This window comes from Faecalibacterium prausnitzii (genome assembly GCF_049532945.1).
GTDB classification, from domain to species: Bacteria; Bacillota; Clostridia; order Oscillospirales; family Ruminococcaceae; genus Faecalibacterium; species Faecalibacterium prausnitzii_N.
In genome coordinates, this window is sequence record NZ_CP186691.1 from 2,449,427 (window position 1) to 2,462,992 (window position 13,566).

Annotated in this window: 14 protein-coding genes, 1 tRNA gene and 1 other RNA gene; 1 reads left to right on the forward strand and 15 read right to left on the reverse strand. The window is 60.8% G+C overall.

Features of this window, described 5'->3' with window-relative positions:
• Nucleotides 1-17: 17 nt before the first annotated feature.
• The 10 genes from obgE to ACNQFG_RS12395 form a co-directional block, all read right to left on the reverse strand.
• Nucleotides 18-1,301, reverse strand: coding sequence for a GTPase ObgE (gene obgE, locus ACNQFG_RS12350; protein ID WP_423405122.1), 1,284 nt, complete (start codon nucleotides 1,299-1,301; stop codon nucleotides 18-20).
• Between the two features lie 148 nt (nucleotides 1,302-1,449).
• Complete coding sequence (gene rpmA / locus ACNQFG_RS12355; RefSeq protein ID WP_005945908.1) at nucleotides 1,450-1,701, reverse strand: 50S ribosomal protein L27; 252 nt, start codon at nucleotides 1,699-1,701, stop codon at nucleotides 1,450-1,452.
• Between the two features lie 14 nt (nucleotides 1,702-1,715).
• Nucleotides 1,716-2,027 carry a 50S ribosomal protein L21 gene (rplU, locus tag ACNQFG_RS12360; protein ID WP_044954216.1) on the reverse strand — a complete coding sequence of 104 codons (312 nt, stop codon included), beginning with the start codon at nucleotides 2,025-2,027 and terminating at the stop codon, nucleotides 1,716-1,718.
• Between the two features lie 148 nt (nucleotides 2,028-2,175).
• Complete coding sequence (lgt, locus tag ACNQFG_RS12365; protein ID WP_423405123.1) at nucleotides 2,176-3,216, reverse strand: prolipoprotein diacylglyceryl transferase; 1,041 nt, start codon at nucleotides 3,214-3,216, stop codon at nucleotides 2,176-2,178.
• Nucleotide 3,217: 1 nt separating this feature from the next.
• Entirely contained in the window at nucleotides 3,218-4,537 is a 1,320-nt protein-coding gene (gene yfmH, locus ACNQFG_RS12370) for an EF-P 5-aminopentanol modification-associated protein YfmH (RefSeq protein WP_423405124.1), read from the reverse strand.
• Entirely contained in the window at nucleotides 4,530-5,813 is a 1,284-nt protein-coding gene (locus ACNQFG_RS12375) for a M16 family metallopeptidase (RefSeq protein ID WP_423405125.1), read from the reverse strand. The genes yfmH and ACNQFG_RS12375 overlap by 8 nt, the downstream gene beginning before the upstream one ends.
• A gap of 17 nt (nucleotides 5,814-5,830) precedes the next feature.
• Nucleotides 5,831-6,643, reverse strand: coding sequence for a M15 family metallopeptidase (locus ACNQFG_RS12380; RefSeq protein ID WP_423405126.1), 813 nt, complete (start codon nucleotides 6,641-6,643; stop codon nucleotides 5,831-5,833).
• A gap of 79 nt (nucleotides 6,644-6,722) precedes the next feature.
• Entirely contained in the window at nucleotides 6,723-7,703 is a 981-nt protein-coding gene (locus tag ACNQFG_RS12385; RefSeq protein ID WP_423405127.1) for an ATP-binding protein, read from the reverse strand.
• 9 nt (nucleotides 7,704-7,712) lie between these two features.
• Entirely contained in the window at nucleotides 7,713-8,639 is a 927-nt protein-coding gene (locus ACNQFG_RS12390; RefSeq protein ID WP_423405128.1) for a DnaD domain-containing protein, read from the reverse strand.
• A complete protein-coding gene (locus ACNQFG_RS12395; RefSeq protein WP_423405129.1) occupies nucleotides 8,636-8,851 on the reverse strand; it encodes a hypothetical protein in 216 nt (71 codons plus the stop codon). Before ACNQFG_RS12395 ends, ACNQFG_RS12390 begins: the two co-directional genes overlap by 4 nt.
• Before the next feature lie 450 nt (nucleotides 8,852-9,301).
• Between ACNQFG_RS12395 and ACNQFG_RS12400 the strand changes: the two genes are divergently transcribed.
• Nucleotides 9,302-9,377: transfer RNA gene (locus ACNQFG_RS12400), tRNA-Gly, on the forward strand.
• Nucleotides 9,378-9,518: 141 nt separating this feature from the next.
• Here ACNQFG_RS12400 and ssrA read toward each other — a convergent pair.
• The 5 genes from ssrA to dnaX all read right to left on the reverse strand — a co-directional run bounded on the left by ssrA (nucleotide 9,519) and on the right by dnaX (nucleotide 13,511).
• Nucleotides 9,519-9,868, reverse strand: a transfer-messenger RNA (tmRNA) gene (ssrA, locus tag ACNQFG_RS12405).
• Between the two features lie 70 nt (nucleotides 9,869-9,938).
• The gene (gene smpB / locus ACNQFG_RS12410) at nucleotides 9,939-10,421 is read right to left on the reverse strand and encodes an SsrA-binding protein SmpB (protein ID WP_423405130.1); all 483 of its coding nucleotides are present in this window, start codon (nucleotides 10,419-10,421) and stop codon (nucleotides 9,939-9,941) included.
• 102 nt (nucleotides 10,422-10,523) lie between these two features.
• Complete coding sequence (gene recR, locus ACNQFG_RS12415) at nucleotides 10,524-11,123, reverse strand: recombination mediator RecR (RefSeq protein ID WP_423405131.1); 600 nt, start codon at nucleotides 11,121-11,123, stop codon at nucleotides 10,524-10,526.
• A 19-nt stretch (nucleotides 11,124-11,142) separates the two neighbouring features.
• The gene (locus ACNQFG_RS12420) at nucleotides 11,143-11,481 is read right to left on the reverse strand and encodes a YbaB/EbfC family nucleoid-associated protein (RefSeq protein ID WP_097774953.1); all 339 of its coding nucleotides are present in this window, start codon (nucleotides 11,479-11,481) and stop codon (nucleotides 11,143-11,145) included.
• Nucleotides 11,482-11,639: 158 nt separating this feature from the next.
• Nucleotides 11,640-13,511 carry a DNA polymerase III subunit gamma/tau gene (dnaX, locus tag ACNQFG_RS12425; RefSeq protein WP_423405132.1) on the reverse strand — a complete coding sequence of 624 codons (1,872 nt, stop codon included), beginning with the start codon at nucleotides 13,509-13,511 and terminating at the stop codon, nucleotides 11,640-11,642.
• Nucleotides 13,512-13,566: the final 55 nt, after the last annotated feature.

A 13,566-nucleotide genomic window follows, 5' to 3' on the forward strand; every position in this document is an offset into this window, starting at 1 on the left:
GCCAAATTGCGGTATGATTAGAAGATATAATCGAACTGGTAATCGCCAATGAGAATGGTGTCGTTCTCCTGCACGCCCTTTGCCACCAGAGCGTCCAGAATGCCGCTCTCACCCAACTGACGCTGGAAGAACTGCAGGCTTTCGTAGTCGTCCACATTGCTGCCGGCCAGAATGTATTCCAGCCACGGGGCTTCCACGCTCCATACATGGGCTTCCATGCGCTTGATCTCAAACGCACGGTCGTTGGCCTTGGGTTCGGGCTTCTTGTACTCTGCGGTGAAGACCGGGATGGCCGGGATATCCTTCAGGCGGTTATACACGAGGCCCGGCAGTTCCTTCACGCCCTGCATCGTAGCGGCAGAGATGGGCACAAAGGTCAAGCCCTTGCCCTCCACATACTTGCGGAAAGCTTCGATCTGCTCCTCGGTGGCCAGATCGCACTTGTTACCAATGACGATCTGCGGGCGCTCAGCCAGCACAGGGCTGAACTTTGCCAGCTCCTCGTTGATCTTTTCAAAATCCTCAATGGGTTCACGGCACTCGCTGCCAGAAACATCCACCACATGCAGCAGCAGGCGGCAGCGCTCCACATGGCGCAGGAAGTCATGTCCCAGACCGATGCCCTCGCTGGCACCCTCGATCAGGCCGGGGATGTCGGCGCAGACAAAGCTTGCGCCCTCCGCCACGGACACAACGCCCAGCGTGGGCACCAGCGTGGTGAAGTGGTAGTTTGCGATCTTAGGCTTGGCTGCGCTGATGGTGGAAATGAGGGTGGACTTACCCACATTGGGGAAGCCGATCAGACCCACATCGGCGATCAGCTTCAGCTCCAGCGTCACCTGAATGTCTTCGCCGGGCATACCGGGCTTTGCAAACTTGGGGATCTGTCGGGTGGGAGTGGCAAAATGCGCATTGCCGTAGCCGCCGCGGCCACCCTTTGCAATGGTGACTGGGGTGTGGTCGGACAGGTCCGCAATGACAAGGCCGCTCTCGGCATCCTTGATGACGGTGCCCAGCGGCACCTTGATGACAAGGTTCTCCGCGTTTTTGCCGTGGCACAGGCTTGCACCGCCCTTGCCACCCTCCGGGGCCACATACTTGCGCTTATAGCGGAAATCCATCAGGGTGGTCAGGTGATCGTCCACCACAAAGATGATATCGCCGCCGCGGCCGCCGTCGCCGCCGTCCGGGCCGCCAGCGGCCACGAATTTTTCACGGTGAAAGCTCACCGCACCGTCGCCGCCCTTGCCCGCGTGGAGCCATATCGTGGCGATGTCGATAAAGTTGGTTTGTGCTGCCATACAGCCCCTCCTTAGTTTTTACCTCTATTCAGCTCGCCCCTCGGGAGAGTTGGACGCGCCAGAGCGCGGCCTGAGAGGGTTCTTTTCATCAAAAAGAGCCGGGCCACGAGGGTCCGGCTCTCTACGTTTTGCAGTTATCCGAAAGAAGTTACTGCTTGACGCTGCACTTCTTGCCGTCTTTACCCACGCGCTCGAAACGGACGGTACCGTCCACCAGAGCAAACAGGGTGTCATCGCTGCCCTTGCCAACGTTCTCACCCGGCATGATGTGGGTGCCACGCTGACGAACCAGGATATTGCCGGCCAGAACGAACTGACCGTCTGCACGCTTGGTGCCCAGACGCTGTGCTGCGGAATCGCGGCCATTCTTGGTGCTGCCTACGCCCTTTTTATGTGCCATTGTAATTTACCTCCTTAGCCGTTGATCGCAGTGATCTCAACCTTGGTGAAGGGCTGACGATGGCCCATACGGCGAGCACTGTGCTTCTTTGCGCGATAGGTGATGATGTTCAGCTTCTTGCCCTTGCCATTCTTGATGACCTTGGCAGTAACGGTAGCACCCTCAACAACAGGAGCGCCAACCTTCACAGAACCCTCCTCGCCAATAGCGAGAACCTGATCAAACTTCACTTCGGAGTCGGCCTCAACGTCCAGCTTTTCGATGTAGACGATGTCGCCCTGCTCCACGCGGTACTGCTTACCGCCGGTAACAATGATTGCGTACATTTTGTTCATTCCTTTTCGTTGTACTCGCTGGTCGTAAAGGCAGGCCCTTACACTGGGCCATTTCAGGCGCCCACACCATGCGGCTAGAATATTATAGCAAAAAAATGAGCCGATTGCAAGGGGTTTTGCGCATTCCCGCAAAGTTTTTTCAGGATGCGGAGGTCAGCTGCTCCTTCACCGTTTTGTTGTAGGTCTCGGTGCGCTCCACAAAGAGGGCGCGCGGGCTGGATGCGGCCAACTCTTCCGGCTCCAGCCGGAACGCGGGGTCTGCCTTTTTCGCCTTTGCGGCGAGGGCGCGGTTCTCGGTGGTAAGGGCCAGCGGCACCATGAGCGGCTTGCCCTTGTACTTTTTCGTCAGAAGGACCTCGGCGATGATGCCGCCCACAACGGCAACGGCCGCCACCACCTGCGATACCCGCAGACCAATGGAGGGCACCAGCATCAGACTGTCGGTGCGCAGGGCTTCGATCCAGAAGCGGCCCGCGCCGTACCAGATGAGGTAGCGCAGGGCGATGTCGCCCGCAAACTTCCGCTTTTTGATGTGCCGCACCAGCAGGAACAGCCCCACGAAGCACCAGATGCTTTCGTACAGGAAGGTGGGATGCACCGGCAGATTCGGGTCAATGATCACTCCTTTGGGCGCTGTGACCACGCTGCTGAGCAGATAGTCGTGGGTAGCCTCGCTGAACATGCCCCACGGCAGGGTGGTATTGCAGCCGAAGGCCTCCTGATTGAAGAAGTTGCCCCAGCGGCCGCAGCCCTGTCCCAGCAGAAAACCCATAGCGGTCAGGTCGAACATGGGCAGCACCGGCACGCCCCGCCGTTTGCAGGCCAAGCCGCCGAACAGAAAGCCGCCGATGATGCCACCGTAGATGGCAAGGCCGCCATCCCGAATGGCCAGCACCTCCCACAGGGAATCGTAATTGTAGGGTGCCATCGCCACATAGTAGAGCCGGGCGCAGAGGATGCCCATCACGACACCGATGAGGATGACGTCCACCATGGCGTCGGCGTCCACGCCGAACTCCACCCCGTGGCGGAACGCGAACACCAGCGCCAGGCACATGCCCACCGCGATGCAGACACCGTACCAGTAAATGTTGATGCCGCCAATGGAAAAGGCAACACGGTTCAGCGGAAAGCTGAGCCCCAGTGCCGGAAATTCTACCAGATTCGTCAAATGCGTCATGTCAGTCCTCCAGTTCTGCTTCGTCGTCCGTGTCGGGCAGGTCCGCCGTACCGTCCGGGTCGATGTACATCGCTGCCATCCGGCCCGGCTGCAGGATGGTCTGCAAGGCGGCATCGGCGTCTTCGGCAGTCAGCCCCGCCAGCATGGTGATCTGCTGCGCCACCGTCTGGCCGGAGAGGGCAAAGTCTGCCATCTGGCTGGCCGAGTCCTCCACATTTTCCAGATTTTCGATCAGCTGGCCGTACTTTTCGTTCTTGCACAGGGTGAAAACCTCCCGGTCGATGCCCGCACGGCGGACCTGTTCGATCTCATCCAGAAGCAGCTGCTTCACGGTGTCGGGCTCGTCGCTCTCGCCGGTGAACAGGATGCAGCAGCAGCCGTCCACCCGCAGCACTTCCCCGCCAAAGCCGGGATTGGTCAGGCCGGAATCGTACAGGCGGCGGTACAGCGGCGACATGCCGCCGCAGATGCAGCAGAGGACAAGGTCGTACAGCATCTCGCTGCGCAGGTCGTCCGGTGCAAGGGGCGCTTCCTTGAAGCCGAGGCCGAAGCAGGGCTTCGAGACCGGCATCCGGATGCGCTTTTCCGCAGCCGCCAGCGTCATGGGCTCGTCGGCCCAAAGGCGCTGCACCCGCTCTTCGGGGCGGGGGTCCAGCAGGCCGTGGCGCTCACAGGCAGCCAGGATCTGCTCCATGGTAGTGTTGCCGGCAGCCGCCAGCACCATATTGCCCGGTGCATAGAATGCCTCGCAGCAGTCGTAGAGCATTCCGGGGGTGATCTCCGCAATGCTCTCGCAGCTGCCCGCGATGTCACTGCGGATGGGGTGGCTGTGGTAAAGGCACTCGAACAGGCCGGTGATGAGCCGCCAGTCCGGGCTGTCATCGTACATTTTGATCTCCTGCCCGATGATGCCCTGCTCCTTGGCGATGGTCTGCTCGGTAAAGTACGGATGAGTCACCATGCCCAGCAGCACATCCAAGCTTTCGTCCAGCTGCTGGGTCGCAGTGAACAGGTAGCAGGTGCGGTCAAAGCTGGTAAATGCGTTGGCATTGGCACCGGTCTTGGCATACTTTGCAAAGGCATCGCCGTCCTGATCCTCGAACATTTTATGCTCCAGAAAATGCGCCACACCGGCGGGCAGATGCACCTCCCGCCCGTTCAGGCGGAAATCCCGGTCAATGGAGCCAAAGCGGGTAGCAAAAATGACATGAGTGCTGGAATAGCCCGGCATGGGCCGCACGAGGACCGTCAGCCCGGAAGGAAGCACCTTCCACTGGTCTGCCGCCGCTTCCGCGAGGGCTTTGCTCTGCAATTCAGACATGGGCCGGCCCCTCCTCTCTGGTCAGCAGGTAACTCACGGACAGCGTCAGCTGGCGCAGGATGGCGCGGACGTCTTCTCTGGTGACGGCGCGCAGGGCCGCACGGGCCTCGTCCGGGGTCTGCACGGCACCGCCCCGCAGCACCTCCATATAGTACCAGGTCTCGATGCCGCCCAGGCTGTCCTCGATGCCCGCCATCCCGCTCAGCAGGGAGAGACGGCAGTCTTCCAGTTCCTCTTCGGTGATGGGCCCGGTGCGCAGATCGTCCAGCTCCTTCAAGATGGCCCGCTCTGCCCGGGCTGCGTCGGCGTGCTCCACGCCGCTGTTCACAGCCATGCTTCCGGTAAAGCTCTGGAACGAGGACGAGCAGTAGTAGCACAGGTGGTCACGCTCGCGCACATTCAGGAACAGGCGGCTGGTGACGCTGCCGCCATAAAGCGCCATGGCCAGCCGGACAGCCGCCATCTGGTCCGGCTGCATCGGCTCGCCCAGCGTGAACAGCATACAGAGCTTCGCCTGCACGGTGTCGAAGCATTCCGTCTTCCGCACGGCCTCCTGCCGGGGCATCGCCAGATTTTCGCACAGCGGCACCGGGCGGCGGGCCACCGCGGCCAGCTCCCCCAGCAGCGCCTGCGTGACAGCTTGGGTCTCTGCCTCACCGCAGCCCAGAATGAGCAGTTCGATCTGTGCGGTCTCCAGCATTTCGCGGTAGGCGGCGGTCAGGGTCTCCGGCGTCAGGCCGTCCACCTCTTCCAGATAGCCCTCCTGCCGCACACCCGCCGGGCTGTCGCCAAAGAATTCCCGGTTGGCCTGCCGCTGGCAGTAGATGCGCTTTTCGTTCACTTCATCTTCCAGCGATTTGCGGAGCATCTGCTTCTCGATGGCCACGGCCTCCGGGTCAAACACGCCGCCCGAAAAGGCGGGGTGAAAGGCCGTGCCCAGCGCCAGTGCGGCGTATTCGCGGGTGAGGTCCTCCCCTTCCAGCGCAAAGCGGTTCTTGATGCCGGTGGCGCTGACGCAGAGGTTGTGGTTCGCGCCCAGCGGGCGGGCGTCCACGGTCAGGTCTGCGCCGTACAGGCGGGCCAGCTTTTTGGTCAGGCGGGTCATATCCGGGCAGTCGGCATAGCCGCGCTCCAGCACCAGCGGCAGCAGCGCATGTGCTGTGGCCGTTTCCCGCTTTGCCGGAAAGGCAAAGTGGACGCTGATGCGGCAGCGGTTGAATTTTTCCGCCGGGTCACAGGAAAGATGGACGCCGGGCGCGATCTCGGTTCGTTTCAATGGTTTCTCCTTTGGATTTATGATTTTTCGCGTTCCAGCGCGAGGAACTCTTCCAGTGCAAGGCCGGACTCCCGGATGGCGCAGGCATTTTCAACGCCCACATACCGCCAGTGCCAGGGGGCGTAGACCATGCCGGTGGCGCTCTGGCGGTCCTCCGGCCAGCGGAGGATAAAGCCGTATTCGGCGGCGTAGGCGGTGAGCCACTCGTAGGCGCGGGTCTCGGCAAAAGCTGCCGTCTTCTCGGTGCAGTCCGGCGAGAGGATGTCGGCGCAGTAGCCGGTCCCCTGCTCGCTGGTGCTGGCCGCAGGCTGCAAAGAGGCCGTATGGTCGGCGGCTTCCTCAGCCGAAAGGCGGCTGTTCTCGGCGCTGTAAGCGGTCAGGCGGGTCTCGTAGGCGGCGGTGCGGGCATCCGCATCCTGCCAGCCGGTCACAAGGTTCAGCTCGACTCCGTCCGCCTGCGCGGCCTCGGCCATGCTGCGGTAAGCGGAAGCGGCCTCGGCCTCCAGCTGCTCGCCGGTGGCGTCATCGGCCACTGCAAGCTCCGGCGCAGGCTCTTCTTCCAGCGCGAGGTTGGCGTTCACCACCACGAGCCGGTCGTCGGCGGCGTCGAACACATAGGAGCTGCTGTCGTAGTTCCGCGCCGTGAAGGGCACCGGCCCCGCGACCAGGGCGTGGGCCTTGGGCAGCAGCCAGAGGATGCCGGTGGCCATCAGCGCCACGGCCCCGCCGCATGCGGCCAGAAAAAGCACCCAGTTCCGCGCCAGCCGCAGACATTTGCGGATCTTCCACTCCCGGTAGGTCATCCGCCTGGCGGGCGATCGTTTCTGCATATCAGTTTACCCCATCTCTTTGGATCATTTTCTATCGCTGCGGTGCAGCCTGTTCAGGATACACCTTATTTATGAACATTTATACTTCCTGCGCCTTCTGGCTGCGGATATCCTGCCCAGCGAACAGGCAGGGGACAAAGGCAGAAAGGCGGCTGGAAATTTTTTCGGTATACAGCTTTTCCAGCAGAGCACCGTCGGTGATGTTGGTGGTGACGATGGTGGGCAGCTTTGCACCCAGCCGGTTGTTGAGCAGACTGTACAGGCTGCTGATGAGGAAGGCGGAGTTGAACTCCGAGCCAAGATCATCCAGAATGAGCAGGTCGGCCCCGGCAGCGGTCTGCATCAGCGTTTCCTCCTCGCCTGCTGGGTCAGCACCAAAGTGCAGCCCTTCCAGCTTGGAGAAAAAGTCCGGGCTGGAAACATAGATCACATCGTAGCCCTTTTCCAGCACGATGCCCGCAATGGCAAGGGCCGCATGGGTCTTGCCAAGGCCCGCATTGCCAAACAGCATCAGGCTCTCGCTGTGGTGGTCAAACTCTTCGGCATACGCGCGCAGCTCCGCCAGCAGACCGCCCATGTAGCTGCGGACCGGCTCGCCCAGCTTGTCGTCCATGGTGTTCGGGTAATAGCGCAGCTCCATGGTGTCAAAGCTTGCAATGGACAGGCTGGACAGCGCCTCGATCTCCTTGCGGCGGAGTTTCTGCATGAGCTTGTGGACGCAGATGCAGGTGTGCCCCTCGAACGTGCCGGTGTCCTGGCATTTTTTGCAGGTGAAATGCGGTTCCAGCGCATCGGCGGGGCGTCCGCTGGACGCCAGCAGGGCCGTCAGATCCTGTTTTGCCTTGGCAAGGGCGGCGGCAGCTTCGGTGGGGTCCTTGCCCGCAGCACCGGCCAGTGCGCAGCGGATGCCCCGCACCCGCACCTCTTCTTCTGCATGGCGCAGGGCGGGAATGGCGGCTTCGGCTTCGGCGCGGGCATCCTCGGCGTTGGCGCGCGCGGTCTGACGCCGCAGCGCGACGGCCCGCATCGCCTCCTGATACAGTTCACGTTTGGTACGCATAATCTCTCCTTACTGCGATGCTTCGTCCGGCTGTTTCCGCAGGGAGCGGCGGCGGACAGCATTTTTGAGGAAGTCGTTTCCGCTGGGCGTCTCACGGTCCACCCGGAGGTTCCGGCTGGCGCCCGCTCCGGCCACCGGGCTGCGCACATCGTGCACGGTGCGCAGGCCCTTGGCGTTCCATGTTTTGAGGATACTGTTCCAGTACCACAGGTCGCGCTTGGCCCCGGCCTGCACGGCAGCTTCCTGCACCATGGCATCGTCGTAGCCGTAAACCTCGTACCAGCGTGCAATGGCCTTGCGCCCGCCAAGGGTCAGTTCGCTTTCGGCAATGCCCAGCAGACCGCTGACGTACTGCTCCCGCTGGGCGCGGAGGGCCAGCAGCTGCAAGTGCGCATCGGCCTGCTCACCGGTCTCCACGCCCTCGGTGCGCCACACCTTCAGCTCGTGGCTCACAGCCCCCATCGTCCGCTTGCCCCGGCTGGCCACATAGGCCACGCAGAGCATGACAGTCTCCGGCGCAAAGCCCTCGACGATGTACAGATTGACCAGCTTTTCCATCTCCCTGTGGGTCAGCGGACGGGCAAAGCCGGTCTGTGCGCAGTCGATCAGGCTGGAGATCATGGGGTCGGTGCGGCTGGCCGCAGCGATCTCGGCCCAGGTCATGGGTGCGGGGGCGCTGGGTTCCTCGCCCGGTGCAGCGTTCTCTTCGTACCGCTCCAGCAGGCCAGCGCCTGCCCAGAAGGAGAGGGCGCTCTCGGCGCTGATGCGGCTGCGCAGCTTGAGGTCGGCACAGATCTTGTCCGGGTCGGTGATGCCGGTCGCCAGCACATACAGAGCCACGCGCACATTGTATTCTTCGGCGATGCCCAGTTTGGAAAACACCAGCTGCGGCACGGCGATGACATCGCCCTTCTGCTCTTTCAAACGGTAGATCATTCAGTTTTTTCCTCCTCCGGCGCAGGCGGTGCCCACGGCTCACAATCCAGGATGGAGGGGGTGTTCTTCCAGCGCTCCGGCTCGGCCTCAAAGGCCTCCTTCATGCACTGCGCGGCAGCGGCGCGGCCCGCGTCGCTCAGCGGGAAGACTTCGCGGCGGCGCAGCGCGGGGTCGGTCTGGTCCAGCGCCCAGGGGTCCGGCCAGATGTCCACCGTGAGGATGGCCTCCTCTTTTCGGCCCCCTCCCCGCCTTCCGGGTCAGGCACCGTGCGCTTGCCGGGCGTGAGCAGATACCGCATCCCGGCTTCGCTGCCGCTGTATGAATTTTTGCACTTGAAGTAGTGCAGCAATGGGACAAAGATCATGATACAGGTTCTCTCCAAAAACAGATTGTCCTTTTTAGTATAGCATTTTTTGCAGACAAAGAAAAGCCGCAGAGGTTCAAAAAAGAACCCCTGCGGCAAAATGATTTGGATTTACAGCCACTTAACTTTCGGCATTCCGCGCATGTCCGGTTTGACTTCACATGCAATGGTCTGTCTTTCGTGAAATTCCAGCACTCTGGCATTATCCAGATGATTTTCCGATGAAGAAAAGAAGAAAAAATGAATCAAAAAACAGTTGACAAACCCGCTCACCTTTGCTAAACTAATGGGGTAGCTTGCAGGGTTAGCTCATCCGGTAGAGCGGCTGCTTCCCAAGCAGCAGGCGGCGGGTTCGGGTCCCGTACCCTGCTCCAAAATAAAGCGGCAGAGTGTCTGAATTTCAGATGCTCTGCCGTTTTTTTGTTGTCTGTTTCTATTGTTGCACTCCTCTGACATCTGAAAACGAAAAATCCGAACCTTTCTCCAAGTGGAAACTGGTTCGGATTTTTCTTGTTTGGTGGAGGCGATGGGAGTCGAACCCATGTCCGAAAAGAGTTCAGTGTAGGTATCTCCGGGTGCAGGCGATCTACAACATTCCCGCCGCGCCACGCCGATCGTCAGGCTAGCGCATTGGTAGCTTCATGAGTTCCTGCCGGTCCGCAAAGCTTAAGTCCGTTCAGGTGCTGTGTCTAAAGGACGCCCCGGCCCCACACGACACAAGAGTGGGCGGAACGCGCAGCACTCAGGCTGCGAGCAACTGAGAATTGTTATTGTCAGTTAATTTTTTGGAGGAGTTATAGAGCAGTTCCCCCACTGCTACCCGCTGCCCAGACCTCGCTCTCCCCGTCGAAACCTTTACGCCCCCTTATAAAGCACACCTTGCGGTGTGCAAAAAGCTTTGAAAAAGTTCCGCTTCAGGAAGCGGTCTGAAAAAATCAATAGTATTTGCCGTTGGACTTCATAGCACGGTCAATGGAACGCTTTGCATCGCGCTGGGCGGCATCGGCACGCTTATCGTAGAGCTTTTTGCCTTTGCAAAGGCCCACTTCCATTTTCACGCGGCCATGTTTGAAATAGAGCGAAAGCGGCACAAGGGTATATCCCTGCAGCTTGCACTGCTGATGCAGCCGCCGGATCTCACTTTTGTGTGCCAGCAGGCGCCGGACGCGCATCGGATCCTGATTGAACATGTTTCCGTGGTCGTAGGGACTGATATGCATTCCCTTTACCAGCAGTTCACCATCCTCAATATCGACCCAGCTGTCTTTCAGGTTGACCCCTCCGGCACGCAGGCTCTTGACCTCCGTACCTTTCAGTTCAACACCGGTTTCCAGCGCTTCCAGAACGAAGTATTCATGGCGCGCTTCACGGTTTGTGGCAATGGTTTTTGTTGCCGGACGCTCTTTTGCAGGTGCCATGGGGCACGCCTCCTTTCTGTTCTGGTCTCGTTTTGTTAGTATATCACATTTTTGCGGTTTTGCAAGGGCTGTTTTTGAAGAAATTGTAAACTTTTGCCAGGTTTACAGCTCCCCGCGGCCTTCCAGCGCCTTGTACAGGGTGTTCTCGTCGGTGTACTCCAGATTGCCGCCCACCGGCAGGCCATAGGCCAGACGTGTGGTCTTGATGCCCAGAGGCTTGATAAGCTTTGCCAGATACATGGCGGTGGCTTCACCCTCCACCGTGGGGTTCATGGCCATGATGACCTCTTTCACCTTGCCGTCGCCCAGGCGGGCCAGAAGTTCCTTGACGCACAGCTGTTCGGCAGTAATGCCGTCCATCGGGCTGAGCAGACCGTGCAGCACATGGTACAGGCCCCGGTATTCACGGGTGCGTTCAAACGCCTGCACATCGCGGGGCGTTTCCACCACGCAGATGACCGAGCGGTCCCGCTTGGCGCTGGCGCAGATGGGGCACAGCTCGGCTTCGGTATAGTTCTGGCAGATACGGCAGCGATGGAGCTTGGTGTGGGCACCCTGAATGGCTCCCGCCAGTGCGGCGGCATCTTCGTCCGACATGCTCAGCACCTGATACGCCATGCGGGTAGCGCCCTTGCGCCCGATCCCCGGAAACTTGCTGAATTCTTCGATCAGCTTTTCCAGCGGGGCTGCATTATAACTCATGGCGACGCCTCCCTGCGGCTCAGAGGCCAGGGATGTTCATGCCGCCGGTCAGCTTGCCCATTTCAGCTTCGGCAGTTTCGTCCACCTGCTTGACGGTTGCGTTGATGGCAGCAGCCACCATATCTTCCAGCATTTCAACATCGTCCGGGTCCACAGCCTCGGGCTTGATGGTGATGGACAGCACTTCGTGCTTGCCGTTCATCTTAACAGTGACCATCTCACCGGCAGCGCTGCCGGTGTACTCGGCAGCTTCCAGCTCGGCCTGTTTGGCTTTCATATCTTCCTGCATCTTCTGTGCCTGACGCATGAGGGCGTTCATATCGGGGCGGCCAAAGCCTGCGGGCATTCTTGCTTTCATCGTTCGTAGTTCTCCTTTATTATCCTATAGAATTTTTTGGATATTGAAATCTCTTAGTTGGGCTTACTATAACAGCCTGTTCTGAAAGAATACGCTTTCCTTTGTACAACCTCTCTGGAGGAGCTGGCAGCGCGCCAGCGCTGACGGAGAGGGTCATCTTATCTTTTCTTTTTCGCACTCTCCTCAATGCTCACATCCACGCCCAGCTGTTCCAGACGGCGGAGGGATTCCTCGGCGTTGGTGGCAGAGCGGTGGACAGCTTTCGGCTCGTAGGGGCCGATGGGCACGGCTACGCCGGACACCTGCGCGATGAGCTTTTTGATCAGGCGCTGGCTGTCCTTGTTGGCGCGGATAAAATCGCGGAAGGTCTTGCCGCCGTCGATCAGCACGCGGGTGCCGTCGAAGTAGCCCTTCGACTTTTTGAGGTAGGTGTAGAGCATGGGATCTTTTTCCTGCAGCAGCCGGACCACCTCATCCCACTGGGGGAAGGGGTTGATCCCCTCTGCTGCCACCCTGCGGGGCTTGTTGAGGGCGGGGTCTGCCGGATGCTCGGCGCTGGACTGCACCGGGGCCGGAGCCGGTTTTTCTGCCGACGCGGACGAGGCTGCTTCGGGCTGGGCCGGAGGCACGGGCCGGGCCGGTTCATCCCAGGGCAGCGGGGCAGCGTCCTGTACCGGTGGTTCCTCCGGAAGCGGCGGCAGGTCGTCCTCAGCGGGGGCCGCTTTGACCGAAGGTTCCGGCTGCGGTTCCGGGTCTGCCATGGAGGCAGGCGCGGCCGTCTCCGGCGCGGTCTGTATTACCGGTGCGGCAGGCTCCACAGCGGGTGCTGCCGGGGCCACCGGAACGCTCACAAAGGGCTGCGGCGGGGCCGCGGCTGTAAAGGGGCGGGACGTTTCCTGCGGGGCCGCCGGGCGGGGTGCGGCTTCCACCGCTGCCCGCTGCATCATCTGGGGCGGCTCGGACAGGCTGAAGAGGGCAAGTTCCAGCTCAATGCGCTGGTCGCTGCCGCGGGTCATGTGTTCGAGGGCGTTGCCCAGTGTGCGGATGGCCCGGATGGCCTCCTTCTGGCCCAGCTGCGGCCCTTTTTCGAGGTAACGGGCCTCTTCCTCCGGCGACACACCGGAGAGCAGCGTCTGCCCGCCGGGCAGCGCCGCCAGCATGAGGGCGCGGTAATGGGCGATGAGTTCTTCGGTCAGGCGCTTCACATCCACCGACTGCTGCCGCAATTGGGCCAGCTGCGCCAGTGCGGTGGGTGCGTCCTGCGCCGCGATGGCGTCCGAGATGCGGAACAGGTAGCTCCGGTCAGTAACGCCCGCCATCCGGCGGACCACGTCGGCGTCCACTTTGGCGGTCACGCCTGCGCAGGTATCCAGAATGGACAACGCATCGCGCAGTGCACCGTCGGCCAGACGGGCGATCAGTTCCGCGCCCTCGGTGGTCAGCTCCAGCCCCTCCTGCCCGGCAATATATTCCACCCGGCGGGCGATATCCTCCGGCCCGATGCGGGTAAAATCGTACCGCTGGCAGCGGGAAAGAATGGTGGCGGGCACCTTCTGGATCTCAGTGGTTGCCAGAATAAAGATGACGTGGGCAGGCGGTTCTTCCAGCGTTTTGAGCAGCGCATTGAATGCCGCCGTGGACAGCATGTGCACCTCATCGATGATGTATACCTTATATTTACAGGCGCTGGGAGTGTAAGCTGTTTCGTCGCGCAGGTCGCGGATATCGTCCACACCGTTGTTGGAAGCCGCATCCATCTCCACCACGTCCAGAATGCTGCCGTTATCGATGCCCTTGCAGATCTCACACTCGCCGCAGGGGTCTCCATTGACCGGATGCAGGCAGTTGACTGCCTTTGCAAAGATCTTGGCGCAGGTGGTTTTGCCGGTGCCGCGCACGCCGGTAAACAGGTAGGCATGGCCGACGCGGCCGGCGGCGATCTGGTTGCGCAGTGCCGTCACGATGCCGCGCTGCGCAACCACGTCCTCAAAGCGCTGGGGCCTCCACTTGCGGTATAACGCGCGATACATCCGCTTCTCCCCTTTCCTGCAAAATAAAAAGGACAGCGCTGACGGGGTTTTGTCC

What these genes read in the sequence shown, in the direction of transcription:
- smpB (WP_423405130.1), bottom strand. Translation starts at nt 10,421, where the DNA reads ATGGCACCTGCAAAAGAGCGTCCGGCAACAAAAACCATTGCCACAAAC.
- recR (WP_423405131.1), bottom strand. Translation starts at nt 11,123, where the DNA reads ATGAGTTATAATGCAGCCCCGCTGGAAAAGCTGATCGAAGAATTCAGC.
- ACNQFG_RS12385 (WP_423405127.1), bottom strand. Translation starts at nt 7,703, where the DNA reads ATGCGTACCAAACGTGAACTGTATCAGGAGGCGATGCGGGCCGTCGCG.
- dnaX (WP_423405132.1), bottom strand. Translation starts at nt 13,511, where the DNA reads ATGTATCGCGCGTTATACCGCAAGTGGAGGCCCCAGCGCTTTGAGGAC.
- ACNQFG_RS12380 (WP_423405126.1), bottom strand. Translation starts at nt 6,643, where the DNA reads ATGCAGAAACGATCGCCCGCCAGGCGGATGACCTACCGGGAGTGGAAG.
- rpmA (WP_005945908.1), bottom strand. Translation starts at nt 1,701, where the DNA reads ATGGCACATAAAAAGGGCGTAGGCAGCACCAAGAATGGCCGCGATTCC.
- ACNQFG_RS12390 (WP_423405128.1), bottom strand. Translation starts at nt 8,639, where the DNA reads ATGATCTACCGTTTGAAAGAGCAGAAGGGCGATGTCATCGCCGTGCCG.
- lgt (WP_423405123.1), bottom strand. Translation starts at nt 3,216, where the DNA reads ATGACGCATTTGACGAATCTGGTAGAATTTCCGGCACTGGGGCTCAGC.
- ACNQFG_RS12420 (WP_097774953.1), bottom strand. Translation starts at nt 11,481, where the DNA reads ATGAAAGCAAGAATGCCCGCAGGCTTTGGCCGCCCCGATATGAACGCC.
- obgE (WP_423405122.1), bottom strand. Translation starts at nt 1,301, where the DNA reads ATGGCAGCACAAACCAACTTTATCGACATCGCCACGATATGGCTCCAC.
- rplU (WP_044954216.1), bottom strand. Translation starts at nt 2,027, where the DNA reads ATGTACGCAATCATTGTTACCGGCGGTAAGCAGTACCGCGTGGAGCAG.
- yfmH (WP_423405124.1), bottom strand. Translation starts at nt 4,537, where the DNA reads ATGTCTGAATTGCAGAGCAAAGCCCTCGCGGAAGCGGCGGCAGACCAG.